Origin of the sequence: Ensifer sp. SL37 (assembly GCF_026672675.1) — a bacterium.
Classification (GTDB): domain Bacteria; phylum Pseudomonadota; class Alphaproteobacteria; order Rhizobiales; family Rhizobiaceae; genus Ensifer; species Ensifer adhaerens.
On sequence record NZ_JAPPRN010000006.1, the window covers coordinates 183,194 to 206,423 of the forward strand.

Below are 23,230 nucleotides of genomic sequence, written 5' to 3' on the forward strand. Positions count from 1 at the left end.
CGGTTCCGGGTTAGCGTCGCCATCCGCAACCGCAGCCATCAGGAAGGTAGCCGATGCTCGATCATTTTCGCATGTTCGCCGATTATAACCGCTGGGCGAACCGCCTCGTCTATGCTGCTGCTGCGGAGCTGACCGATCCCGAATTGCGGGAAAACCGCGGCGCCTTTTTCGGCTCACTGCTTTCAACCCTCAATCATATCCTCGTTGCCGACCGCATCTGGATGAAGCGCTTCACAGGCGAGGGCAATACCCCTGCTTCACTCGACACGACCCTGCACGAGGACCTCGCCGGGCTTACCGCCGCGCGGGCGGCCGAGGACGAACGCATCATCGCCTGGATCGACAACCTCAGCGACGAGCGCCTTGGCGCTTTGCTTAGCTACAGAACGCTGACCAATCCGGCGGCCGTCACGCAGAGGCTGGCGCCGACGCTCGGCCACTTCTTCAACCACCAGACCCACCATCGCGGTCAGGCGCACGCGACGCTCACCGCGCTCGGGCGCCCGTCCCTGATACTGGACCTGGCCCAGTTTCTGAGGACCCAAGGATCACAGTGGGCGTAACGGCGAGCGCAACGCCTCGAAGCCGAACAGCCGCAGTGGGCGGATCTCACGCCCGCGCCATGCGGTAAGCTTCTTCAAGAGCTGACGCTGGCCGAGCCATGCGACGAGGCCGAGCGCCACGCCGCCGACGACCGACAGCAGCGAAAAAGCCGCCGGCGGCAAGGCCGGCTGCATCGGCACCATCAGCAATTCCGGCACGAAGCGGTGCAGGATGTAGATGTGGAAACCCGCCGCCGACAGGGGCAGGATGAGCTGAGCCGACCAGCGCGGCAGACTGACGCGTGGAAGGTAAAGCAGCGCTGCCAGGACGGCGATCTGCAGCAGATATTTGATCTTCGTGCCGATCCAGACTCCTTCGTAGAGGCCGAAGAACAGGAAGGCCCCCGTGCCGGCCAGCATCAACAGCAGCCGCTGCCTGGCCGTTTCCGCAACGGCGGCGCACCAGCCAATGACGGCGAGATAGAAGATCCATGGCAGCGTAAAGATCTGGCGATTGCCGATCGGCCAGACGAGTGGCAGCGCCAGGCGGGTAACAAGCGCGGCCAGAAGCAAGGCCATCCCGGCGGCGAAGGGTTTTGCCGACACGAAACGGCGAAACTGCGGGACGGCAAAGAGTCCGACGAAGACGACCATCATCTGGCAATAGGCCTCGATGAACCAGTAGAGATAGGGCACCATGCCGTGCGTTTCCGGCAGGGCCACGCCGAAGTTGCCGACGAGAAAGACCGAGGCCCAGGGCACCTCACCCCAGGCGACCGCATAGGCCGCAACGATCAGATAATAGGGGATCAGCACCTGCGCGAGCGGCCGCAGGATCGCCCAGCCGTCGCCTGCAAGCAGCGGTCCCATCTGAAAGCGCGCAAGGCTGAAGCCGGCGAGAACGACCATGGCCGCCGACCCGCCGGGGATCGGCCACAGGACCTCGTGGTGCAGGACGACCAGAAGAATAGCAAGCGCACGGATCAAGAGGTCCGTGCCGATCCGTCGCGTGGCAGTCTCGCGCCGTTCCTGGAGCGATAGCTCGGCGATCGGCAAGGTCTCCCAGGCATCCGGAACTTGCCCCAGCGCTTTTTCCAGCCCGATCGACAGCTGAACGAAGCGCAAGGAATCGCCGCCGAGCGAGACAAAGCTGTCGGACCGCTTCACCCGCTTTGGATAGAAGACCTGGGCAAAGAGCCCTTCGATACCGCCGTTATCATCATCGCCACTGGCCGCCGCCTGGCGGGCTGCCATGTTCAGTGCGTTGTAATCGATCTTGCCGCTGGCAAGCCGCGGCATCTCGGCAAGGGGCGTCGCCTTCAGGTGGGCCAATGTCAGCCCGCTTGCCTGCGCCAAGAGCCGCCTGATCTCTTCGACATCGCGGCTGCCGGCGTAAAAGGCGTGAAGGCCGGCATCGTCGCCGACAACGGCAGCGGTGATACCGCGCGCCTCGAGCCCCGCTTCCAGCACATCGTGCGCGATCCTGAGCCCGGCGATCTTGGAGATCCGCTTCATGCGGCCGACGATCTGGAACAGGCCGTCGGCATGGCGCATGGCCAGGTCGCCGGTCCGCAATTCGGCAAGGTCGGCGCCGCGGCAGAGGTCATCCCGTGAAATGGCATAGCCCATCATGACGTTCGGGCCGCGATAGACGAGTTCGCCAGCCACGCCGTCGCTTTCGATCGGCACGCCGCTCTCGCTCACGATCAGAAGGCGTCCACCTGGAATGGCGACGCCGATCCTGTCCTCGTTGCCGGAAAGCTGAGCCGGCGGCACATAGGCGATGCGGGCGGTGGCCTCGGTCTGGCCGTACATGGCGAAGAAAGCCACACCCTGGGTGCCGAGATGGTCGTTGTAGAGTCGGATGACATCAGCGCTCAGGCGGCCACCGGCGACAGTCATGAAACGCAGCTTGGCGAAGCGACGGTCGCGGAAGCCCACTTTTTCCAGCAGCTCGTAGGAGTAGGGCACGCCCGAGAGGTTCGTGCTTCCGCTTTCCGCGAGACCATCGAGAAAACCGGCATCGAGGATGGAGCCGCCGGGAATATAGAGGCTGGCGCCGACGGCCAGGTGAGAATTCAGCACCGACAGGCCGTAGGAATAATGGAGCGGCAGGATCAGGCAGCCGCGATCTTCCGCCGTCAGGCCGAGATAGTCCGCGATCGCCACAGCGTTGGCGGAAATGTTTTCCCGCGAGAGACGCACGGCCTTGCCGCAACCGGTGCTGCCCGATGTCGAGAGCATGACGGCCAGTTCGTCATGGGGCGTCCGATCGCCTTGTCGCAGATGCTCCGTGCGCCAGCGGCCATCGATGCGACGGAAGCCGAAGTCTGGCTCGAAGGCATCGACCCAGGAGCCGGCAGCGCCGTTCTTCGGGGCTTGCATGGCGACGGCATGCCCGGCGGCGAGCGCTGCCAGATAGGCGACAATCGCATGCTCGCATAGCTCGACCTCGATCGTTACCAGCCCGCGCGGACCGCGAAAGGCAAGTGCCTGGCGGGTGACCCGCTCATGGAGTTCGCGATAGGTGACGATCCGTTGCCCGGAAAAGACCAGCGCCGGCCGGTCGCCCCATTTCGCCAGATCCGCAATGAACGAGAGGGACATGCTTGACCGTCGCTGTTTGCCCGGGCGCGATGCCCGATTTAGCAGCGCCGAATATAATTGGTGACTAAAGGCGTCAAGTATAAAGATGGCGACAGTTGACAACCGTCCATTCCCCGCGACATGCGGTTGCAGTGGACGGAGGGCCGATGGAATTTAGCAACCATACCGGGCGGGAATCGCCCAGAGCCCGAAATCTTCAGACTCCCTTAAATGCAGCCTTCTCATAGTGGCGGCTTATCAAGCCAGAGATTGAGAAGCGACCGGGGGCCACGACAGAATGAACAGGCAAGTTCCAGCGGATGCCAGCCGATCGCAGGCGAGGCAGGCGGCGATCATTCTGAAGGTGGCGCATGCGATGTCGGCGCACGGGATCGCGGCCCTGCCCCGCAATTACGAGCTTGTCTACGAGGCGCTATCCGGTCGCCTGCCGGAGCTTTCCCGCGAACTCGCCGCACTCGGGCACAACCCGCAGCAGGATGCGCTGGATGCCCTGGGTCTCAGGCATCACCTCATCTCCCATGCAGCACTTGCCGCTGACCGCGCGAGAGCCGCGGGCCAGGAAGCGCTTGCCGAGATTGCCGGAAAGCTCAGGCTCGCCTTGCTGCAGAAACAGAGCTTCAAGGATGAACTGGACCATTTCGCCGGCCGCCTGGCCACGGACCCCGTTGCAGGCATGTCCGAATTCGCCGACGACGCCGCGCGACTGCGGGAAGCGGCTGGCCGTTTGACGAATGAAGAAGGCGCTCTCCAGCAGGCGCTGGAAACCAGCATGACACGTCTCGCCGAACTCGAAGGCGAGCTTGCCGAAAGCCGGCGATCCCTGACCCGCGACCCGGCCACGGGCCTGCCGAACCGCCTGGCGCTGACGGCAAAACTCGACTCGATCCTCGAAGCGGAACGGGCAGACCAGCCGGTTGCCCTGCTTCTTGCCTCGGTGGAAGGGCTGCGTGAAATGGCGGAGCACCACGGCGGCACGGTCGCCGCGAAGGCGCTTTCCAAGCTCTCGACGCTGTTTCGCAAGTCGATCAAGAAGGACGATTTCGTCGCCCGCGTGGGCCAGCAGGAGTTTGCCTTCGTGTGCCGGGATGTCAGCACCGAAAATGCCGAGGCCATTGCCCGGCGTCTGCGGCAGTCGGTGAAGGAACTGACGGTCACCCTCCCCGGACGGGCGCACACGGCCGAGACGCTTTCGCTTGCGGCCGGCATCACCCTTGCGCAACCGGCATCGACGAGCGCCGATCTGCTGACCCAGGCGGAGCAGGCCCTCGCCGGCGCACGCGATGGCGCCGGCATCCTGTGCTATTCGGCGGCCCTCGGCCGCGGCAGGGGCTACGGCCAGAGCGCCGCTTGACGCTTGCAAATCAGGCGGCGTCCGGGTGACGGCTTTCGTCGATTTCCGACGCCCTTTCACGCAGACAGCCGAGCAGCCGGAAGAATTCGGTGCGTTCACAATCGTCGAGCGCTGAGAACAGCTCATCGATCGTGCGATGGCGCGGCTGCAGTGCCGCCTCCAGCGCCAGCCGACCGCGGTCGGTGATCGAGATGATCTTCGCGCGGCGGTCTTCCGGATCCGGTTCGCGCAGGACCATGCCGTCCCGCTCCAGGCCATCGATCGCTTCGGTGACGGTTCTGGCCGCAAAGCCGAGCGCCGAGGCGATATCCGCGCAGCGACAGGGGCCGAGCGTGTTCAGATAAAACAGGAATTTGCTGCGCGCGAGCGAAACGCCTTCCTCCGACATCGATGCGTTCACCAGGCGATGAACGCAGTGGTAGAGCTCGAAGAGCCGCTCTGCGACTTCGACTTTTTCTGTCATGGCAATGTACCTCATTTGGCAACGCCAAAACGAAACAACCCGGCCCCGCGTGGGCGGGACCGGGTTGTTCGGTCAACCGTCTGGCGTGACTTACTGCTTGTTTTGGTCGGCCTCGCCGAAAGCCCTGGCGCCGCCATTGGCGATCGCGCCGGTTGCCGTCTTGTCGACGGATCTGTCTTCGATGCCCGCATAGTAGTCGCCGCGGCTTGCGGTCGCGGACACGCCGGTGCCGGCGGAGGCTTCGGCGCGGCCGGTAAAGAGCGGCGTGGAGCTAACACCCTCGTAGTAGCTTCCGCCTGCGACAGCGGCGGACGCGCCGCCGAGCATGGCCGCCGCAACGAGGATTGCGGCAAAGGACTTCTTCATCAATCTGTTCCTTGGTGGAGGTAGAAGGTCGGGGACTAGGCCCGCATAGGCGCTTGGGGTCGCCTCATAGGATCATCACGGTGATCCATCAAATCCCTTGAAATGGGGTGCGGGCCAAAACCCGCGCCCCCTCATTCATCGCCGTTAGCGCGAAATGCCCTGGTAGTATTCGCCTTCGCCGCCGATCACGCTCTTCGGCGCGACGCTGAAGTTTGCGACCGAGCCGGTGTTGGTGCGATCGACATAGCCGGCTTCGGAGCTGCCGATGGTGAAGGACGACTTGCCGGTGACGGCCGGCGTGCGCTCGGTATAGAGCGGCGTCGGGCTGACGCCTTCATAGTAGCTGCCGCCGGCAAAGGCAGCAGAAGCGCCACCGAGGATAGCGGTTGCAACGAGAGCGGCGGAAAGAGCGGTCTGGATTGCGGTTTTCATGGTCTTTGCTCCTGGGAGGCTCGTTCGGCTGAACGAGGTTTCATCAAAAATGTCCTTGGCCGGATCGGTCGTCCCTCGGAACGCGGGGCCTCTGCCACTGGCGTTCGGTCGATCGAGGCGGTCAGAAGAGCGTTCCCCGCCCTTCCGTTATTGAGATGGTCCCTCACGATGAGGATGTGTAGTATCGATTGTCGGAACGCCTTGTTCAAAAATCGATAACAATGACCTCTTGAATTCCCGACCCGCCACAGCGGTGGCAACAGCACGCCGACGCCTCTTGCCTTCCCGGCCAAGTCCGGGCAAAAGGCCGCAATGATCCAGATTTCCGGCCTTTCCGCCCGCATCGCGGGACGTCTCCTCATCGAAAACGCATCCGTGACGCTTCCGGCGGGCACGAAGGCGGGGCTCGTGGGCCGAAACGGCGCTGGCAAGTCCACGCTGTTTCGCATCATAACCGGCGAATTCGCGTCGGAAGCCGGCACGATCGCGCTACCCAAAAACGCGCGCATCGGCCAGGTCGCGCAGGAAGCGCCCGGCACAGAAGAACCGCTGATCGAGATCGTGCTCAAGGCGGACAAGGAGCGCACGGCGCTGGTCGCCGAAGCCGAGACCGCGACCGATCCGCACCGGATTGCCGAGATCCAGACGCGGCTTGCCGACATCGGCGCCCATTCGGCCGAAGCGCGTGCTGCAAGCATTCTCGCCGGCCTCGGCTTCGACCATGAAGCACAGCTGCGTCCCGCCTCGTCGTTTTCCGGTGGCTGGCGGATGCGGGTGGCGCTTGCGGGCGTACTCTTTTCCGAGCCGGATTTGCTGCTGCTCGACGAGCCGACCAACTATCTCGACCTTGAAGGCACGCTGTGGCTCGAGGATTACATCCGCCGTTATCCGCACACGGTCATCATCATCAGCCACGACCGGGACCTCTTGAACACCGCGGTCAACGCCATCGTGCATCTCGACCAGAAGAAGCTCACCTTCTATCGCGGGCCCTACGACCAGTTCGAGCGGCAGAAGGCGGAAGCCGACGAGCTGCAGATGAAGGCGAAAGCCAAGAACGACGCAGCGCGAAAGCACCTCCAGAGCTTCATCGACCGCTTCAAGGCCAAGGCCACCAAGGCGCGCCAGGCGCAAAGCCGCGTCAAGGCACTGGAGCGCATGGGCACGATTGCGGCCGTGATCGAAGACCATGTCCAGGGCTTCTCCTTCCCGGACCCGGAGAAGGAAGCGGCTTCGCCGATCATCGCCGTCACCGGCGGTACCGTCGGCTACGAGCCCGGCAAGCCCATCCTCAAGCGCTTGAACCTCCGGATCGATACGGACGACCGGATCGCGCTGCTCGGCTCGAACGGCAACGGCAAGTCCACTTTCGCCAAGTTCATCTCGGGTCGCCTCGCGCCTGAGGCGGGCGAACTGAAGATCGCTCCCAATCTCAAGGTCGGCTTCTTTGCCCAGCATCAGCTCGACGACCTGATCCCGACGCAAAGTGCTGTCGAGCACGTGCGCCGGCGCATGCCGGAAGCGCCTGAAGCCAAGGTGCGCTCACGCGTGGCGCAGATGGGGCTTGCGACGGAAAAGATGGAAACGCCCGCCAAGGATCTTTCCGGCGGCGAAAAGGCGCGGTTGCTGATGGGCCTTGCCGCCTTCGACGCGCCGAACCTTCTGATCCTCGACGAGCCGACCAACCACCTCGACATCGACAGCCGCAACGCGCTGATCACCGCGCTCAACGACTATTCCGGCGCCGTGATCCTGATTTCACACGACCGGCACCTGATCGAAGCGACGGCCGACCGGCTGTGGCTGGTGCGCGACGGTACCGTGACGAGCTATGACGGCGACCTCGAAGATTACCGCAGCCTGATTGTCGGTGGCCCCAAGGCGAAGGACGAGAAGCCGAGGCCGACCGGCGTGGACGACAGCCTTTCGAAGGCGGACCAGCGCAAGGTCAATGCCGACAAGCGCGCCTCGCTGGCGCCGCTCCGCAAGAAGATCAATGAAATTGAATCCTTGACCGGAAAGCTGGAGAAACTGATTCAGGCACTTGATGTGGAACTTGCCGATCCGGCGCTCTACGAAAAGTCGCCGGCCAAGGCTGCACAAAAGGCCAAGGAACGCTCCGACGCGGCAGCGAAACTCACGCATGCCGAAGAGCAATGGCTCGAACTTTCCGCCGAATATGAAGACGCGATGGCCGGCTGACAGAAGCCGGCCCCGCCGTCGCCTCCCCTCCGTCAGCCCAGCTCGAAAGTGGTAATTCCGTAGATTCGCGCCAGCGGCAGCCCCGGATCCGGCCCACGATACATGCGCGCGGTCTCAAACACGGGCTTGAGATTGTAGCGATCGCAAAGTGCCTTGGCCGAGGCGTTCGGTTCAGGGATATCGAGGTATACTTCGCTGCCGTTGACGCCGGCGGCAAGCTTGCGAAAGACCAGATCGGCGCCGGTCTCGGTGTCGGAAAAGAGCGGCCCGATTTTGAAGCCGTTGCGGCAGGCCCGGATCGTCCCATAGGCCGCCACCGCGCCATCGCGCAGCAGCAAGACGCTGCGCCGCCCGTCGCTCGCCTTCAGCCACTCGCGCAGAAACACCTCGCGACGCGCCGGGACGAAGCGGCGATCATAGTCGATGAGGAGCGGCATGTGCACCGGCGCGACCTCCAGCAGATCCGCGCCCGGCGGCTCGACCACGTCGATGATGCCGCCGTAGCGGATGTTCGCGTGGGCGTAGACGAAGCCGGACCGGCTATAGTTCTCCTGCTGCGCGACCACGCCGTCCAGACCGACGATGCGCCGATCGGCAACCGACATCGCCTGTTGCCACAGCTGTCGGCCAATGCCCTTGCCACGATGATCCGGCCGGGTGATGAAGAAGCCGAGAAAGCCGAAGCTTTCGTTGTACCGCGCCAGTGAGATCGCGGCGACCGGCGCCCCCTCTCCATCCGCCACCCAATAGCCCTCGGGGTCGGCTGCCCAGAAAGGCCCCGCGTCGCCGAGGCCGGGGTTCCACCCCTCTTCCGCGGCCCACTCGATCATGATGTCGAGGTCGGCTCGGCTTGCCCGACGGATCTGCTGCTGCATCGTTCACTCCTCGTTCGGGTGGTCAGACCACCCATGTCAGTCCAGTTGACGGCACGGCATCGCACGTCCACCGGTAGAGTTAGTGCGGCGACGTTGAGAGGGAATGACAATCTGTCGATTCCATCGACATCGATGTCATAGCCGTGGGCGGAGCGGCGGCTTGCTCCCGGTGTGCAATCTGCTACAAGAGCCGACAATAAGTCATACAAATCGAGCGGAACACCATGGCCCCCATCAATATTGCGCTTGTCGGCATCGGCAAGATCGTTCGCGACCAGCACCTTCCGGCGATCGCCAAGAACAGCGACTATCAGCTGATTGCCGCCGCGAGCCGACATGGGACGGTCGATGGCATCGACAATTTCAAATCGATCGAGGCGATGCTCGACGCGGTTCCTGCGATTGAAGCCGTGTCGCTCTGCATGCCGCCGCAGTATCGCTACGAGGCAGCTCGCGTCGCGCTCGACGCCGGTAAGCACGTGTTTCTGGAAAAGCCGCCGGGCGCGACGCTCAGCGAGGTCGCGGACCTCGAGGCGCTGGCAGCATCGAAGGGGCTGTCGCTGTTTGCAAGCTGGCACTCCCGCTACGCGCCGGCCGTGGAAGCTGCAAAGTCCTTCCTGGCAACGACGACGATCAAGGATGTCCAGGTCATCTGGAAGGAAGACGTGCGGCACTGGCACCCGAACCAGGAATGGATCTGGGCGGCCGGGGGCCTCGGGATCTTCGATCCGGGCATCAACGCGTTGTCGATCGTCACCCACATCCTGCCACGCCCGCTGTTCGTAACGTCGGCCGTGCTCGAATTCCCGGAAAATCGTGACGCGCCGATCGCCGCCAACATCACCTTCACCGACGGCCAAAAATTGCCGGTCGCGGCGGAATTCGACTGGCGCCAGACAGGCAAGCAGAGCTGGGACATCGTTGCCCGCACGGCGGCGGGCGAGATGGTGCTGTCGGAAGGCGGCGCCAAGCTCTCCATCGATGGCAAGCTCGTGCACGAGGAGCCGGAGCAGGAATATCCGATGCTCTACCGGCGCTTCGCCGAAATCGTCAAAGCCGGGAAGTCGGACGTCGATCTGGCGCCGTTGCGCCACGTCGCAGATGCCTTCATGCTCGGCAAGCGCAAATTCGTCGAGGCCTTCCACGACTGATCTTCCGGACATGCCGGAAACAAAAAGCCCGCGGTCTCGTCCGCGGGCTTTTTTGTCGTAACGCTTGTGAACTCAGGCCTTCTTTTCCCAGCGACCATCGCGGTTCTGCTGCCAGTAGGTCAAGGTGTGGCCCTCGCCCTTCAGCCGCTTCCAATGGCCGCGCGCGCCTTCCAGCTGTTCCTGGTCATAGCCGTCGAACATGAAGACGATGCGCTCATAGGCCGAAACGTCAGGCGGGCTCGCGCCATCGATGACGAAACGCACCGTCGCCGCATTGGCATTGCCGTCGTCGGCGACGAGCAACACCGGCTGATCCGCCGCAAAGTCCCCGGCGTCAGTGCCATGCGGCAGGAAACTCTCGTCGCGATAGACCCAGAGATGCGTATCGAGCGCATCGCGGCGTTCGGCATCGACCGTCTGTACGACCACGCGCCAGCCGCGCTCGACACTCTTGTCGAGCAGCGGCGGCAGCGCGTCTTCCAGCTTCGATTCCGTCAGGTGGTAGAACAGGATCTCGGTCATGCCGATTGCCTCCCGCCTTTCATCACGTCCGGCATTGCCGATCAGGCCTCGTAGCTCGCCCGCACCAGCTCATCGAGCAGCCGCACGCCGAAGCCCGAACCCCAGGACTGGTTGACCTCGTCGGTCGGCGCGCCCATGGCGGTGCCAGCGATGTCGAGATGCGCCCAGGGGGTATCCTTGACGAAGCGCTTGAGGAACTGCGCCGCGGTTACCGCGCCACCGTGGCGGCCGCCGGTGTTCTTCATGTCGGCGAACTTGCTGTCGATCATCTTGTCGTATTCCCGGCCGAGCGGCATGCGCCACAGGGGCTCGTGCGTCGCTATGCCGGCGGCAAGAAGCTGCCCCGCCAGACGGTCGTCGTTGGAGAACAGGCCGGCATGATGCGTTGCAAGTGCGACCATGATCGCGCCGGTCAGGGTCGCGAGATCGATGATCGCCTGCGGCTTGAAGCGATCGTTGCAGTACCAGAGCGCATCACACAGCACGAGACGGCCTTCGGCGTCGGTGTTGATCACCTCGATCGTCTGACCGGACATGGAGGTCACGATATCACCCGGGCGCTGCGCACTGCCGTCGGGCATGTTTTCCACAAGGCCGATGATGCCGATGGCGTTGACCTTGGCTTCGCGGGCGGCGAGCACGTGCATGAGGCCGGTGACGGCGGCCGCACCACCCATGTCGCCCTTCATTTCCTCCATGCCGGCAGCCGGCTTGATCGAGATGCCGCCGCTGTCGAAGACGACGCCCTTGCCGACGAAGGCAAGCGGACGGTCCTTGGACTTGCCGCCCTTCCACTGCATGATGACGAGGCGCGGCGGGCGGCTCGACCCTTGCGCGACGCCGAGCAGCGCGCCCATGCCGAGCTTCTTCATTTCCTTTTCGGTGAGGATCTCCACCTCGACGCCGAGCTTTTCCAGCTCCTTCGCCTTGGCGGCAAACTCGACCGGGCCCAGCACGTTGGCCGGTTCGTTCACCAGATCGCGGGCGAGAAACACGCCTTCGGCAACGGCCTGCGCCGCCGTGAACGCCTTTTTCGCCGCGATGACCGTGCCGGTGACGATCGTCACCTTGGTCGGCTTGCCGGATGGCTTCGCGTCGTCGTCGGCCTTCTTGGTCTTGTAGCTGTCGAAGGCGTAGGCATTCATCTCCATGCCGAGTGCGAAGTCCGCTGCCGCCTTTCCGGTCACGTTGGCGTCGGGCGCGTCGATGAAGACCGTCACCTTGTCGACCGAACCAAGCTTCGCAGCGACGGCCCCGCCGGCCTTCAGCCAGTCATGGTCCGTCAGCGCATCCGCGTCTCCAAGACCGAGCACGACGATTCGATCGGCGGGCGAGCCATGCGGCGCGACGATGTCGAGGGAGGAGAACGCCTTGCCGGTAAACTTCTTGATCTTCGCCGCCCTTGCGACGACGTTCTCGGGGTCGGCGACATCGGCGCCGGCAGCCGCCGACGCGCCCGCGCTCTTCAGCAGAACGGCGACGCCACCGCTCGGCTTATGGGACTTGGCAAAGGTGAACTCAAACTTCATCGACATTGAAAACTCCGGGTATTTCCTGTCTGGACGCAACCCTTTGGATCGAATGGATCTTTCCGGGAGATCGAGCGCCAGCCCAAGGGGATCTAGGCCGCACAACGCAACCGGACGACACGGCAAGGCTTATGGCAAGCCGGCCTGTTACCGGGCGGTTACAGTGGCAAATATTCGCATCATTCGCCACCGTCAAAGCTGTGGCCGGCACCCTTCTCGCTTTTCAACCGCTTGGCAAGATGCCCGCAGATGTTTACATGCGGTTAACCGAGGTTCTTCGCCTTAAATTATCCCTGTTGCTGCACAATTCGAGCAGCACGGGTGGCTGGCAAAGAACCGGGCTTCGGTTTACGGACATGGGCGAAATCCGGTTCGATAACCGCCGCCGGAACAGAAACATGAGCAGGATTTTGGACCGGACACGGGCATGAAGCTGATCGAACGCTACATATTCCGGCGTGCCGTGATCATGTTCCTCGCGACGCTCCTGCCGTTGCTTGGCATCACCTGGACGACTCAGGCGCTGACCAACGTCAACCTCGTCACCGACAACGGCCAATCCGTGCTCGCCTTCGCCAAGGTGGCGACCCTCATCCTGCCTTCCGTCATCACGATCATCCTGCCGTTTGCGCTGGTGATCGGCGTCACGCAGACGCTGACGACGATGAACACCGATTCGGAGCTGACGGTCCTCAACGCCGCCGGCAGCTCGCGCATGGCGATCATCCGGCCGGTGGTCTACCTGGCATTGGGCCTCAGCGTGCTTTCCTTCGTGGTCGACAATTTCGTCGAGCCCTATTCGCGTATGGCCTTGCGCAAGATGCTGGCAACCGCCAACGCGGATCTGCTGTCGTCCGTCGTGCAGGAGAACACCTTCCGCAAGGTCGCAGACAATCTTTATGTCCAGGTTGGCGCGCGGCGGGGCGGCGGCGTGCTGCAGGGCATCTTCGTCGCCGATTCGCGCAATCCGAGCTTCGAGCTCGTCTATTATGCCCGCGAAGGCGCCATCGACGACAAGAGCTCGGCCCTGGTGATGAAAGACGGGGAAGTGCAGCGCAAGCTCCCCGACGGCAGCGTGTCGATCATCAAATTCGACTCCTACGCCTTCGATCTCGCCGACATGACCAAGACGACGCGCGAGGCGACCATTCGGGCAAAGGACCGCGACCTTCCCGGCCTGATCAATCCGGACCCGGAAGATCACGTCTACAAGAACAATCCGCTCGCCTTTACCGCCGAGCTCAACCGTCGCTTCACGGAATGGACCTTCCCCCTTCTCTTCGGCCTGATTGCGCTGGTCTTCAGCAGTGACGCACGCTCCCACCGCGAAGCTCGGCTTCATCCGATGGTCAGCGCGCTCGGCATGGCCCTGCTCATCCGCTGGATGACGTTCTATGCCGGCAACAGCGCCGAGGACTCCGTCTGGTTCGTGCCGTTGATGTATGCCGTGCCGCTGATGGCGGGCGCCCTCTGCATTCACCAACTCGTCAGCAACAGGCGACTGGACATTCCGATGACCGGGCAGGAAAAGCTGCAGGAACTCCTGGTTCGCCTGCGCCTGATGCGGCCTGACGCCGAGAAAGGGCAGCCGTCATGATGGGCACGCTCGGCCGCTACTTCTTCATGCGCTACGTGATCACGACGTTCTGGTTCCTCGTCGGGATCTTCTCGCTGGTCTTCATCATCGACTTCAGCGAACAGGCAAGCCGGCTGGCAAACCTGCCGCGCTACAGCATCTCCGGCGCCCTGTTGATGACCGCGCTCCGGATCCCGCTGATCCTGCAGCAGACGATACCCTTCGTCGCGCTGTTTTCGGCCATGGCGGCGCTGATTTCGCTCAACCGCCGCTACGAGCTGGTCGTGACCCGCGCAGCCGGTATTTCCGTCTGGCAGTTCCTGCGGCCCTTCATCCTCGGCTCCTTCCTCTTCGGCGTGCTGGCGGTCGTGGCGCTCAACCCGCTTGCTGCCTGGGGAACGAAGCGCGGCGAGGCGCTTTTGGCCGAATGGGGCTCCACGCGGAACGCCGATGCCGGCTCGATCCCGTGGCTGCGGCAGATCTATAACGGCACGGACACGATCATCGGCGCGCGCTCAGTTCAGGACAACGGCACGACGCTTCTCAACGTCACCGTCATCCACTTTGATCCACAGGGTACGATCATTCTGAGACAGGATGCGGCGTCGGCGAAACTCGAAGATGGTTACTGGCTTCTTAACGACGTCACGGAAACGCGCAACGGGCAGCTTCCGCAACGTTTGAAAACAGCACAGCTGGCCACCAATCTTAAGCCCGAGTTTGTTCAGGAACGTCTTGCAAAGGCTGATTCCATTCAGTTTTTCGACCTGCCGCGCAAGATCGAAGTGGCCCGCTCCTTCGGTTTTTCGACCAACGGCATGGAAACTCAATTCCACTCAATGTTGTCGTTGCCGCTGCTGCTCGTCGCCATGACGCTGATCGCCGCTTGCGTGTCGCTGAAATTTAGCCGGTTTAACCAATCGCGCTCCGTAATTCTCGGTGGCATCCTTTCAGGCTTCGTGCTTTATGTCGTCACCGTGCTTGTCAAAGCATTCGGGAGCAGCGGCATTGTGCCTCCTTTCGTTGCAGCCTGGTTGCCAGTTGTTGTAGCGATGGCGCTGGGCTCGACGATTCTTTTAAATCAGGAGGATGGCTAGTGGCGGTAGTGAACCGCAAACGTATAAGGCTGATCAACGCTGCCCTGCTTGCAGGCGTGGCGCTGCAGACACTTGCCATGGGAATGAGTGCGCCTGCAATGGCGCAGCAGGCTTCGGACCGCCTCGATTCGTTGCGCCCGAACATGCCGGAAGACGCCAAGCTGCTTCTGTCCGCCAATGAGCTCGTCTACAACAAGGACGCCGAAAAAGTGATCGTGCGCGGCAACGTGCAGATCGATTACGGCGGCTACAAGATGGTGGCCCGTCAGGTCGAGTACGACCAGAAGAATGGCCGCATCTATGCATCCGGGGAAATCCAGTTCATCGAGCCCGGCGGCAATGTCGTCTATGCCGACAAAATGGATGTCACCGACGATTTCGGGGACGGTTTCCTCGAGCAGATGCGCATCGAAACCACCGATCTGACGCGGCTTGCTGCCACGAGCGGCGAGCGCCGGAACGGCGAAGAATTCATCCTGAACGAGGCCGTCTATACGGCTTGCACGCCGTGCTCGACCAAGCCGGACCATCGCTCGCTGTGGCACATCAAGGCGCAGCGCGTCATCCAGAACGGCCGCACGCGGACCATCCGTCTGGAGAACGCCCGCTTTGAGCTGTTCGGCAAGCCGATCGCCTATATTCCGGTCATGGAGCTGCCGGACCATACCGTCAAGCGCAAGAGCGGTTTCCTGTTCCCGACGTTCCGCTCGGCCCAAAAGCTTGGTGTTGGTGTCGGCGTCCCCTACTACTGGGCGATCTCGCCCTATATGGACGCGACGGCCACGCTTACCGGCCTGACACGGCAGGGATTCCTGCTGGAGGGAGAATTCCGCCAACGGTTCCACAACGGCTTCCATACGCTGAACTTCGCCGGCATCAGCCAGCTCGATAAGGGCAAGTTCACGCCCGGCACCGTCGACGCGATGCATACCAATCGCGGCATGATCGCGTCGAAGGCTGAGTTCGAGATCAATCCGCGCTGGACCTTCGGCTGGAACGTACTCGTCCAGTCCGACGCCAACTTCGCCAAGACCTACGAGCTGTCGACGTTCGACGGCACCACCTATACGAACCAGGCCTACCTGACGGGGCTCGGCAAGCGGAACTACTTCGATCTGCGCGCCTTCTACTTCGACATTCAGGACGCCGACGCCAACAGCATCGAGGAAAACCAGCAGCCGGCGGCGCAGGTCCTCGACTATTCCTACAAGGCGCCTGATCCCGTGCTGGGCGGCGAACTTTCCGCGACGTTCAACTTCACGAACGTGAAGCGCAACCGGCTCGACGCGTTTACCCAACCGGGCGTGGTCCGCTTCCGCGGCCTAGAAGGCACCTCGCACCGCCTGACCGGCGAGCTCGAGTGGAAGCGCACCTTCATCGCCCCGGGCGGCTTGGTCCTCACGCCGCTGCTGGCGGCGCGCGGCGATGCCATCGGGCTGAACATGGACAATCCGGGTCCGGCCTATACCGGCGACTTCAACACGAGCGATGCGGCAACGCGGCGCATGTTGACCGCAGGCCTCGAAGCCCGCTACCCGATCCTGTTCGTCGGCGAGGACAGCAGTCACGTTGTCGAGCCGATAGCACAGCTCTACGCGCGCCCGAACGAGCAATATGCCGGTGGCCTGCCGAACGAAGACGCGCAGAGCTTCGTGTTCGACGCAACGAACCTCTTTGACCGCGACAAGTTCTCCGGTTTCGACCGGATCGAGGGCGGCACCCGCGCCAATGTCGGCTTCCGCTACACAGGGACCTTCGACAGCGGCTACGGCCTGCGTGGCATCGTCGGCCAGTCGTTCCATCTGGGTGGCCTGAACTCGTTTGCGACGGACGACCTGGTCAAGGCCGGGGCGAATTCCGGTCTTGAGACCAAGAGCTCTGACTACGTTGCCATGTTCGGCATCGACGCACCGTCCGGCCTGATGGCGAGCGTTTCCGGCCGCCTCGACGAAAAGGACCTGTCGCTGCGCCGCGCCGATACCACCGTCGGCTATCTCGGCACGACTTGGCAGGCCGCGATGACCTATACGCGCATCGAAGCGCAGCCGCTCTACGGATCTCTGTCCAACCAGGACGAAATCCAGACCGCCGCCGCCTACCGGTTCCACGACTATTGGTCGGTGTTCGGCGCGATCACCTATGACATCAACAAGGATGTCATCTCACGCAACGGTTTCGGCATCACCTACGACGATCAGGACACGCTGTTCTCGATCGTCTACAAGCAGGAACGCGATACCGATGCCAATGTCGCAAACGACTGGTCGATCGGCGCGAGAATCAGCTTCCGTACGCTCGGCGACGTGAACGTCGGCGACACCAAGTTCGAAGAGCTCGACTATTATTGATATCGTCAAGCGAGTGGGCGAGCCAAAAGTTCGCCCATTCGTCGATATCGGCACCGTCAAACGGTCTTGTCATCGTTTGGCCGCATGTATTATGCATTCCCTCCGACAAGATAAGGCAACGGCGCAAGGCCGGCAGGCGGACAAAGCCTGTCGACGGTGATAGTCCGGGATATAGGAAAAGAGAATGGGCGGGAAAATGTCGATCTTGAGGACACTGTCGGTACTGGCTTTGGCCGGCACCTTGAGCGTTGCAATATGCTCCGGAGCTCAGGCAGCAGCGAGCACGGTCAAGGTAACGGTCAACAACACGGTGATTACCTCCGGCGACATCGCCAAGCGCGTGGCCTTCCTTCGCCTGCAGCGCCAGAAGGGCGGCAACGACGAAGCCAAGAAGCAACTCGTCGACGAAGTTCTCAAGCGTGCCGAGATCGCACGCATCGGCCAGTCCGTCAGCACGCAGGAAGTCGATGCCGCCTATGCGCGCTTCGCCTCGGGCAACAAGCTTTCGACCGAGCAGCTCGGCAAGATTCTCGATCAGGCCGGCGTCGGCTCCGAACATTTCAAGCAATTCATCGCCGTGCAGATGAGCTGGCCGCGTGCGGTCAACTTCCGTTACGGCAGCTCTAACCGCCTCCAAGGCGCCGACCTCGTCAAGCGCATGATGGAAGGCGGCGGACAGAAGCCGGTGACCACCGAGTATTTCCTGCAGCAGGTGATCTTCGTCATTCCCGAGAAGAAGCGCGGCGCGATCACCGCGAAGCGGCAGGCGGAAGCCAACGCCTCGCGCGCTCAGTTCCCGGGCTGCGAAACCTCGAAGGTGTTTGCCGCCAACTATCGCGACGTGTCGATCCGCAGCCTCGGCCGTATGCTTGCCCAGCAGCTGCCTGACGAATGGAAGCCGCTGATCGAGAAGGCCGGCGAGAACGGCACCACCGGAACCCGCGTGACAGAAAAGGGCGTCGAGTACCTGGCGATCTGCAAGAAGCGTGAGGTGAACGACGACACCGCCGCCGAAATCGTCTTCCGCGCCGAGGATATCGGCAAGAAGAAGGCCGGTGGCGAAGACCCGAACAGCGAGAAGTACCTCGAGGAGCTGCGCAAGAAGGCGCAAATCGTCAACAAGTAATCACGACGGAAACATGCGCGAAACTACCGGCGGGCCCCTCGCCCTGACCATGGGCGACCCGGCCGGTATCGGGCCGGACATCAGCCTCTCGACTTGGCTCGGCCGCCGCGATCATGCGACGGCCCCCTTCCTTTTCATCGGCGATCCCGCAGTCCTTGCCGCACGCGCCTCGATGCTCGGCTACACGGTGTCCATCCGCGAGACGGATTGCGCCGACGCCCTCTCCCGCTTCGACACGGCGCTGCCGGTCCTGCCGCTTGCCTGCCCTGCCCCGGTCAAGGCCGGCGAGCCCGACACCGTCAATGCCAGCGCCGTGATCGGGGCGATCGACACGGCCGTGCGACTGGTGACCGCCGGACAGGCCTCGGCCGTGGTCACGAACCCGATCGCCAAGGCGGTTCTCTATGACGCCGGCTTCCGCTTCCCGGGCCATACCGAATATCTCGCCGATCTTGCCGAAAAGGCGACGGGACAGCCGGTGCTGCCGGTGATGATGCTGGCCGGACCGAAGCTGCGCGCCGTTCCCGTCACCATCCATATCCCCTTGAAGGACGTGCCGGAGCAACTGACGCCGGACCTCATCTACCGCACCTGCGCGATTACTGCGGCCGACCTTCGCAATCGTTTCGGACTTCGACAGCCACGGCTCGCGATCGCCGGGCTGAACCCGCATGCGGGCGAAAACGGTGCGCTCGGTCTCGAGGACGACGCCGTCATCCGGCCCGTCATCGACAGGCTGCGTGCCGAGGGTATCGATGCGGTCGGCCCGCTGCCGGCAGATACGATGTTCCATGATCGCGCACGCGCCACCTACGACGTGGCCATCTGCATGTATCACGACCAGGCGCTGATCCCGGCCAAGGCGCTCGGCTTCGACGATAGCGTCAACGTCACGCTCGGTCTTCCCTTCATCCGCACGTCGCCCGACCACGGCACGGCCTTCGGCCTTGCCGGCAAGGGCGTCGCCCGCGACGACAGCCTTCGGGCCGCGCTCGACCTTGCCGCATCGCTTGCGGCCAATATGCCAGGAGATACCCGCTGATGGCCGCCCTTGACGGTCTTCCTCCGCTACGCGACGTAATCCAGCGTCACGGCCTCGATGCCAAGAAGGCGCTCGGCCAGAACTTCCTGCTCGATCTCAACCTGACGCAGAAGATCGCGCGGACCGCCGGTTCGCTCGAAGGGGCAACGGTCATCGAGGTCGGCCCCGGACCGGGAGGCCTCACCCGCGCCATCCTCGCGCTCGGTGCCAAGAAGGTCATTGCGATTGAGCGGGACGCGCGCTGCCTGCCGGCACTTGCCGAAATCGGCGCGCATTATCCCGATCGGCTACAGGTCATCGAAGGCGATGCTTTGAAGACGTCGTCCGAGACGCTTGCCGACGATGGGCCGGTCAAGATCATCGCCAACCTGCCCTACAATGTCGGCACTCAGTTGCTCGTTAACTGGCTGCTGCCCGAGCGCTGGCCGCCCTTCTGGCAGTCGCTGACGCTGATGTTCCAGCGCGAAGTGGGCCTGAGGATCGTCGCCGACGCGGATGACGACCACTATGGCCGCCTCGGCGTGCTCTGTGGTTGGCGCACAAAGGCGCGGATGGCATTCGACGTGCCGCCGCAGGCCTTTACGCCACCACCGAAGGTGACGTCGTCCGTGGTCCATCTGGAGCCGGTGGAAAACCCGATCCCCTGCTCGGTCGCGGCGCTCGAGAAAGTGACGCATGCAGCCTTCGGCCAGCGCCGCAAGATGCTGCGGCAGAGCCTGAAGCCACTCGGTGGCGAGGCGCTGCTTGCCAAGGCCGATATCGACCCGCAGCGACGCGCCGAAACACTTTCGGTGGAAGAGTTCTGTCGCCTGGCCAACTGCCTCTGAGCGGGCATATGGATCGCAAGGCGCGCGCTACAAATAGCGTGAATCAAAAATGGCTCCTCACGGAGCCATTTCTTTTGAAGCCTTAGAAGGGGTTTTCGGTCAGCAGCCCGTTGACGAAATCGAACAGGCCGGGGCGCCGGTCGCGGCGCAGGCGTTCGGCCTCGACGATCGCACGCACGGACGCAAAGGCGCGGTCGAGGTCGTCGTTGAGCACGATGTAATCATACTCCCGCCAGTGCTCGATCTCGGCGCGCGAGTTGGCAAGGCGCGTGGCGATCACCTCTTCGCTGTCTTCGGCGCGACGATGCAGGCGTGACTGCAGTTCAGCCATTGACGGCGGCAGGATGAAGATCGAGACGACGTCGCCCGCCATCTTCTCCTGGAGCTGCTGCGCGCCCTGCCAGTCGATATCGAACAGCATGTCCCGGCCCGCGGCCATGGCCGCCTCGACCGCATCGCGCGGCGTGCCGTAGAAGTTGCCGTGCACCTCCGCCCATTCGAGCAGCGAGTCGGTGGACCTCAGCGCCTCGAACTCGCGGATCGACTTGAAGTGATAATGCCGTCCATCGATCTCGCTTGGTCGCCGCTGACGCGTCGTCACGCTGACCGAAATGCTCATCTCCGGATCGGCTTCCAGTAGATTGCGCGCAATGGTCGACTTGCCTGCGCCCGACGGCGAGGAAATGACGAGCATCAGCCCACGACGGGCGATCTTGATGGGCGAAGGGGTCGCCGGGTTCATACCTTACTCCAGATTCTGGACCTGTTCGCGGAACTGGTCGATGACGACCTTCAGCTCGATGCCGGCGGCAGACACAGCGGCCGCGTTGGACTTGGAACAGATCGTATTCGATTCTCGGTTAAATTCCTGTGCGAGGAAATCGAGCTTGCGCCCGACGGGACCGCCCTTCGACAGAAGCTCCCGGGCGGCAACGATGTGGGAACCAAGCCGGTCGATCTCTTCGCGAAGATCCGCCTTGGTGGCGAGCAAAGCGACTTCGGCATGGAGCCGGTCCCGGTCGAGCGACGAGCCGTTGTCCATCACCAGAGCCACCTGCTGCGCCAGCCGATCGGCAATCGCAGCGGCGCTACGTGACGGGTCGGACTCGACCGTCGCCGTCAGCCGCTCGATCGTCTCGACCTGTCCCAGCAGGATCTGACAGAGTGCCGCGCCCTCGTCTTCTCGCATCGCGCGCAAATCGGCGAGCGCACCCACCAGACCTGCCAGGATACCGGCATCGAGCGCCGCACGCTCTTCTTCGCTTTCTTCCGGCTCGCGGAAGTCGACGATGCCGCGGATCGAGAGAAGCGTGTCGAACCGGAGTGGCGCGGGATCGACGAGATCACCGAGCTGGCCGCGCAGGTTCAGCACCGCCGTCAAGGCTGCCTGGTTGACCACGGCCTCGACGGCCGCCTCGCCGCCGCTGACGGAGAGGCCGATCTGAAGATTGCCACGGGAAAAATACTCCGCTGCGAGCTTGCGCGCCTCGGGCTCGAAGCGCTCGAGCCCCTGCGGCAGGCGCAGCCTGAGGTCCAGGCCCTTGCCGTTGACGGAGCGCAGCTCCCAGGCCCAACGACGGCGGCCGCTGCTGCCTTCTCTCCGGGCAAAGCCGGTCATCGATTGGAGCGGCATCATCACCTCCGTTGCGGTTTCAGCAGAAGCAATAAGGCGACGGCGCGGCATCCCGCAAGGGATATCCGCGCCGTGATTCGTCCGTCCACAATGCAAGCACCGCTGCGCGGCTATGCGCCGCCAGCCGCCGGCGTTATTGCGGCTGCGTGGCTGCCGGCTCGGCGGTGCCCGCGTCAGCCGCAGCCTTCGCCGCTTCTGCCGCCCGCTCTGCCTCGACCTTGCGCCAGCGGCGGACATTGGCATTGTGCTCGTCGAGCGTCTCGGCAAAGACGTGGCCGCCCGTGCCATCGGCAACGAAGTAAAGCTCAGGCGTGCGCGACGGATTGGCGACCGCTTCCAGCGCTGCACGACCAGGATTGGCGATCGGCGTCGGCGGCAGCCCCTTGATGATATAGGTGTTGTAAGGCGTCTGCTTGTCGATGTCCGACTTCAGGATCGGCCGGTCGGCCGGCTTACCGTCACCGCCGAAGATGCCATAGATGATCGTCGGGTCGGATTGCAGCCGCATGCCCTTGTCGAGCCGGTTGATGAAGACGGAGGCGACGCGCGGACGCTCGTCGGCGCGACCGGTTTCCTTCTCCACGATCGAGGCAAGCGTCACGAGCTCCTCAACCGTCGACACCGGCAGGTTGGGATCGCGCTTTTCCCAGATCTGGCCGACCAGCACCTTCTGGGCTGCGGCCATCTGCTGGACGATCTCGCCGCGCTTGGTGCCGCGCGTGAACTTGTAGGTGTCCGGCATCAGCGTGCCTTCCGGCGGCAGCTCCGTCGGCAGGTCGCCGACGAGCACCGGATCGTCGGCCAGCCTGTGGAACATCTGCTTGACGGTCAGGCCTTCCGGCAGGGAGACGGAGTAGAGGATCGACTTGCCCGACTTCAGGAGCTGCATGACCTCCTGCATCGACGAGCCGGCCTTGATCTCATATTCGCCGGCCTTCAGCGTCTCATTGTCGAGGTAGGCTTCGGAAACGAAACGGAAAACGCGCGCATCGGTGATGATGTTGCCGCGCTCGAGCCCGCTGGCGATCTCGCTCATGCCGGCGCCGCCCCGGACGATGAAGTTCTGGTTCGCCTGCAGCGGACCCGGCTTTTCGTACTGGTGCATCGCATAATAGACCGTGCCGGCAGCGGCGAGCGCTGCAAAGACAATGACGGTCATGACAAAGTTCAGGAAGATCACGACCTGGCTACGGGCCTTGCGCGATCGTTTCGGCGGTTGCGGCACTTTTTCCGGACGCAGGGCCTCGTTTGCCGATTTCGGAATGATCGGTCCGTTGCTCGCGTTTTCACTGCGGCCAAATTGCGCCGCGCCGTTATCGTTTGAGTCGCTCACGATTATCCCGAACCCGAAATTCGCGGCCTCATTCTCTTCCTGCTTCCGGTGCGAATTTCGGACTGGACCGTGGCAGGCATAGGTCAAATTTATAAAACGGTGCCGCCCAGAAGGCCGACGTCCGCAGTTACTCAAAAATCCGCAGTCGGTGCAATCTCACCGAAGAACCACAGAAATGTGTCGAATCACCGTCCGTTCAAGAGAACGC

Annotated in this window: 20 protein-coding genes; 10 read left to right on the top strand and 10 right to left on the bottom strand. The window is 63.2% G+C overall.

The window, feature by feature from the left end; all coding sequences use genetic code 11:
- Positions 1-53 precede the first annotated feature (53 nt).
- Positions 54-563: a DinB family protein gene (locus tag OVA00_RS12990; RefSeq protein WP_268089095.1), complete on the top strand. Its 510-nt coding sequence runs from the start codon at positions 54-56 to the stop codon at positions 561-563.
- On the opposite strand, the gene OVA00_RS12995 is transcribed toward OVA00_RS12990, so the two are convergent.
- Positions 549-3,149, bottom strand: coding sequence for an AMP-binding protein (locus OVA00_RS12995; protein WP_268089096.1), 2,601 nt, complete (start codon positions 3,147-3,149; stop codon positions 549-551). The genes OVA00_RS12990 and OVA00_RS12995 overlap by 15 nt on opposite strands.
- Before the next feature lie 277 nt (positions 3,150-3,426).
- Here OVA00_RS12995 and OVA00_RS13000 point away from each other — a divergent pair, with 277 nt between their 5' ends.
- Entirely contained in the window at positions 3,427-4,500 is a 1,074-nt protein-coding gene (locus OVA00_RS13000) for a GGDEF domain-containing protein (RefSeq protein WP_034803886.1), read from the top strand.
- A 10-nt stretch (positions 4,501-4,510) separates the two neighbouring features.
- Here OVA00_RS13000 and OVA00_RS13005 read toward each other — a convergent pair whose 3' ends face one another.
- The 3 genes from OVA00_RS13005 to OVA00_RS13015 form a co-directional block, all read right to left on the bottom strand.
- On the bottom strand, positions 4,511-4,963 hold the full coding sequence (locus OVA00_RS13005) for a MarR family winged helix-turn-helix transcriptional regulator (RefSeq protein ID WP_060522130.1): 453 nt from the start codon (positions 4,961-4,963) through the stop codon (positions 4,511-4,513).
- Positions 4,964-5,053: 90 nt separating this feature from the next.
- Complete coding sequence (locus OVA00_RS13010) at positions 5,054-5,329, bottom strand: hypothetical protein (RefSeq protein ID WP_060522129.1); 276 nt, start codon at positions 5,327-5,329, stop codon at positions 5,054-5,056.
- A gap of 144 nt (positions 5,330-5,473) precedes the next feature.
- A complete protein-coding gene (locus tag OVA00_RS13015; RefSeq protein ID WP_034803904.1) occupies positions 5,474-5,761 on the bottom strand; it encodes a hypothetical protein in 288 nt (95 codons plus the stop codon).
- A gap of 312 nt (positions 5,762-6,073) precedes the next feature.
- On the opposite strand from OVA00_RS13015, the gene OVA00_RS13020 reads away from it, so the two are divergent.
- Entirely contained in the window at positions 6,074-7,963 is a 1,890-nt protein-coding gene (locus OVA00_RS13020; protein ID WP_034803907.1) for an ABC-F family ATP-binding cassette domain-containing protein, read from the top strand.
- A gap of 32 nt (positions 7,964-7,995) precedes the next feature.
- Here OVA00_RS13020 and OVA00_RS13025 read toward each other — a convergent pair whose 3' ends face one another.
- Positions 7,996-8,838, bottom strand: a complete 843-nt coding sequence (locus OVA00_RS13025; RefSeq protein WP_268089097.1) for a GNAT family N-acetyltransferase — start codon at positions 8,836-8,838, stop codon at positions 7,996-7,998.
- A gap of 224 nt (positions 8,839-9,062) precedes the next feature.
- Here OVA00_RS13025 and OVA00_RS13030 point away from each other — a divergent pair, with 224 nt between their 5' ends.
- A complete protein-coding gene (locus tag OVA00_RS13030; protein ID WP_268089098.1) occupies positions 9,063-9,989 on the top strand; it encodes a Gfo/Idh/MocA family protein in 927 nt (308 codons plus the stop codon).
- Positions 9,990-10,061: 72 nt separating this feature from the next.
- On the opposite strand, the gene OVA00_RS13035 is transcribed toward OVA00_RS13030, so the two are convergent.
- Together OVA00_RS13035 and OVA00_RS13040 are read right to left on the bottom strand one after the other, a co-directional pair.
- Positions 10,062-10,511 (bottom strand): DNA polymerase III subunit chi, encoded by a 450-nt coding sequence (locus OVA00_RS13035; RefSeq protein WP_060580925.1) that lies wholly within the window; start codon positions 10,509-10,511, stop codon positions 10,062-10,064.
- A 41-nt stretch (positions 10,512-10,552) separates the two neighbouring features.
- The gene (locus OVA00_RS13040) at positions 10,553-12,046 is read right to left on the bottom strand and encodes a leucyl aminopeptidase (protein WP_110818459.1); all 1,494 of its coding nucleotides are present in this window, start codon (positions 12,044-12,046) and stop codon (positions 10,553-10,555) included.
- 421 nt (positions 12,047-12,467) lie between these two features.
- On the opposite strand from OVA00_RS13040, the gene lptF reads away from it, so the two are divergent.
- The 6 genes from lptF to rsmA all read left to right on the top strand — a co-directional run bounded on the left by lptF (position 12,468) and on the right by rsmA (position 20,056).
- The gene (lptF, locus tag OVA00_RS13045; RefSeq protein WP_060580927.1) at positions 12,468-13,637 is read left to right on the top strand and encodes an LPS export ABC transporter permease LptF; all 1,170 of its coding nucleotides are present in this window, start codon (positions 12,468-12,470) and stop codon (positions 13,635-13,637) included.
- The gene (lptG, locus tag OVA00_RS13050; RefSeq protein WP_034803924.1) at positions 13,634-14,713 is read left to right on the top strand and encodes an LPS export ABC transporter permease LptG; all 1,080 of its coding nucleotides are present in this window, start codon (positions 13,634-13,636) and stop codon (positions 14,711-14,713) included. The genes lptF and lptG overlap by 4 nt, the downstream gene beginning before the upstream one ends.
- Positions 14,713-17,061 (top strand): LPS-assembly protein LptD, encoded by a 2,349-nt coding sequence (locus OVA00_RS13055; RefSeq protein WP_089043932.1) that lies wholly within the window; start codon positions 14,713-14,715, stop codon positions 17,059-17,061. Before lptG ends, OVA00_RS13055 begins: the two co-directional genes overlap by 1 nt.
- Positions 17,062-17,245: 184 nt before the next feature.
- A complete protein-coding gene (locus tag OVA00_RS13060) occupies positions 17,246-18,187 on the top strand; it encodes a peptidylprolyl isomerase (protein ID WP_034803927.1) in 942 nt (313 codons plus the stop codon).
- A 13-nt stretch (positions 18,188-18,200) separates the two neighbouring features.
- The gene (pdxA, locus tag OVA00_RS13065; RefSeq protein WP_268089099.1) at positions 18,201-19,229 is read left to right on the top strand and encodes a 4-hydroxythreonine-4-phosphate dehydrogenase PdxA; all 1,029 of its coding nucleotides are present in this window, start codon (positions 18,201-18,203) and stop codon (positions 19,227-19,229) included.
- Positions 19,229-20,056, top strand: coding sequence for a 16S rRNA (adenine(1518)-N(6)/adenine(1519)-N(6))-dimethyltransferase RsmA (rsmA, locus tag OVA00_RS13070; protein WP_060580929.1), 828 nt, complete (start codon positions 19,229-19,231; stop codon positions 20,054-20,056). The genes pdxA and rsmA overlap by 1 nt, the downstream gene beginning before the upstream one ends.
- Before the next feature lie 82 nt (positions 20,057-20,138).
- Here rsmA and gmk read toward each other — a convergent pair whose 3' ends face one another.
- The 3 genes from gmk to mltG form a co-directional block, all read right to left on the bottom strand.
- A complete protein-coding gene (gene gmk, locus OVA00_RS13075; protein ID WP_034803935.1) occupies positions 20,139-20,798 on the bottom strand; it encodes a guanylate kinase in 660 nt (219 codons plus the stop codon).
- A 3-nt stretch (positions 20,799-20,801) separates the two neighbouring features.
- Positions 20,802-21,689, bottom strand: coding sequence for a YicC/YloC family endoribonuclease (locus tag OVA00_RS13080; protein ID WP_268089100.1), 888 nt, complete (start codon positions 21,687-21,689; stop codon positions 20,802-20,804).
- A 133-nt stretch (positions 21,690-21,822) separates the two neighbouring features.
- On the bottom strand, positions 21,823-23,022 hold the full coding sequence (gene mltG / locus OVA00_RS13085) for an endolytic transglycosylase MltG (RefSeq protein WP_034803938.1): 1,200 nt from the start codon (positions 23,020-23,022) through the stop codon (positions 21,823-21,825).
- Between the last annotated feature and the right edge of the window lie 208 nt (positions 23,023-23,230).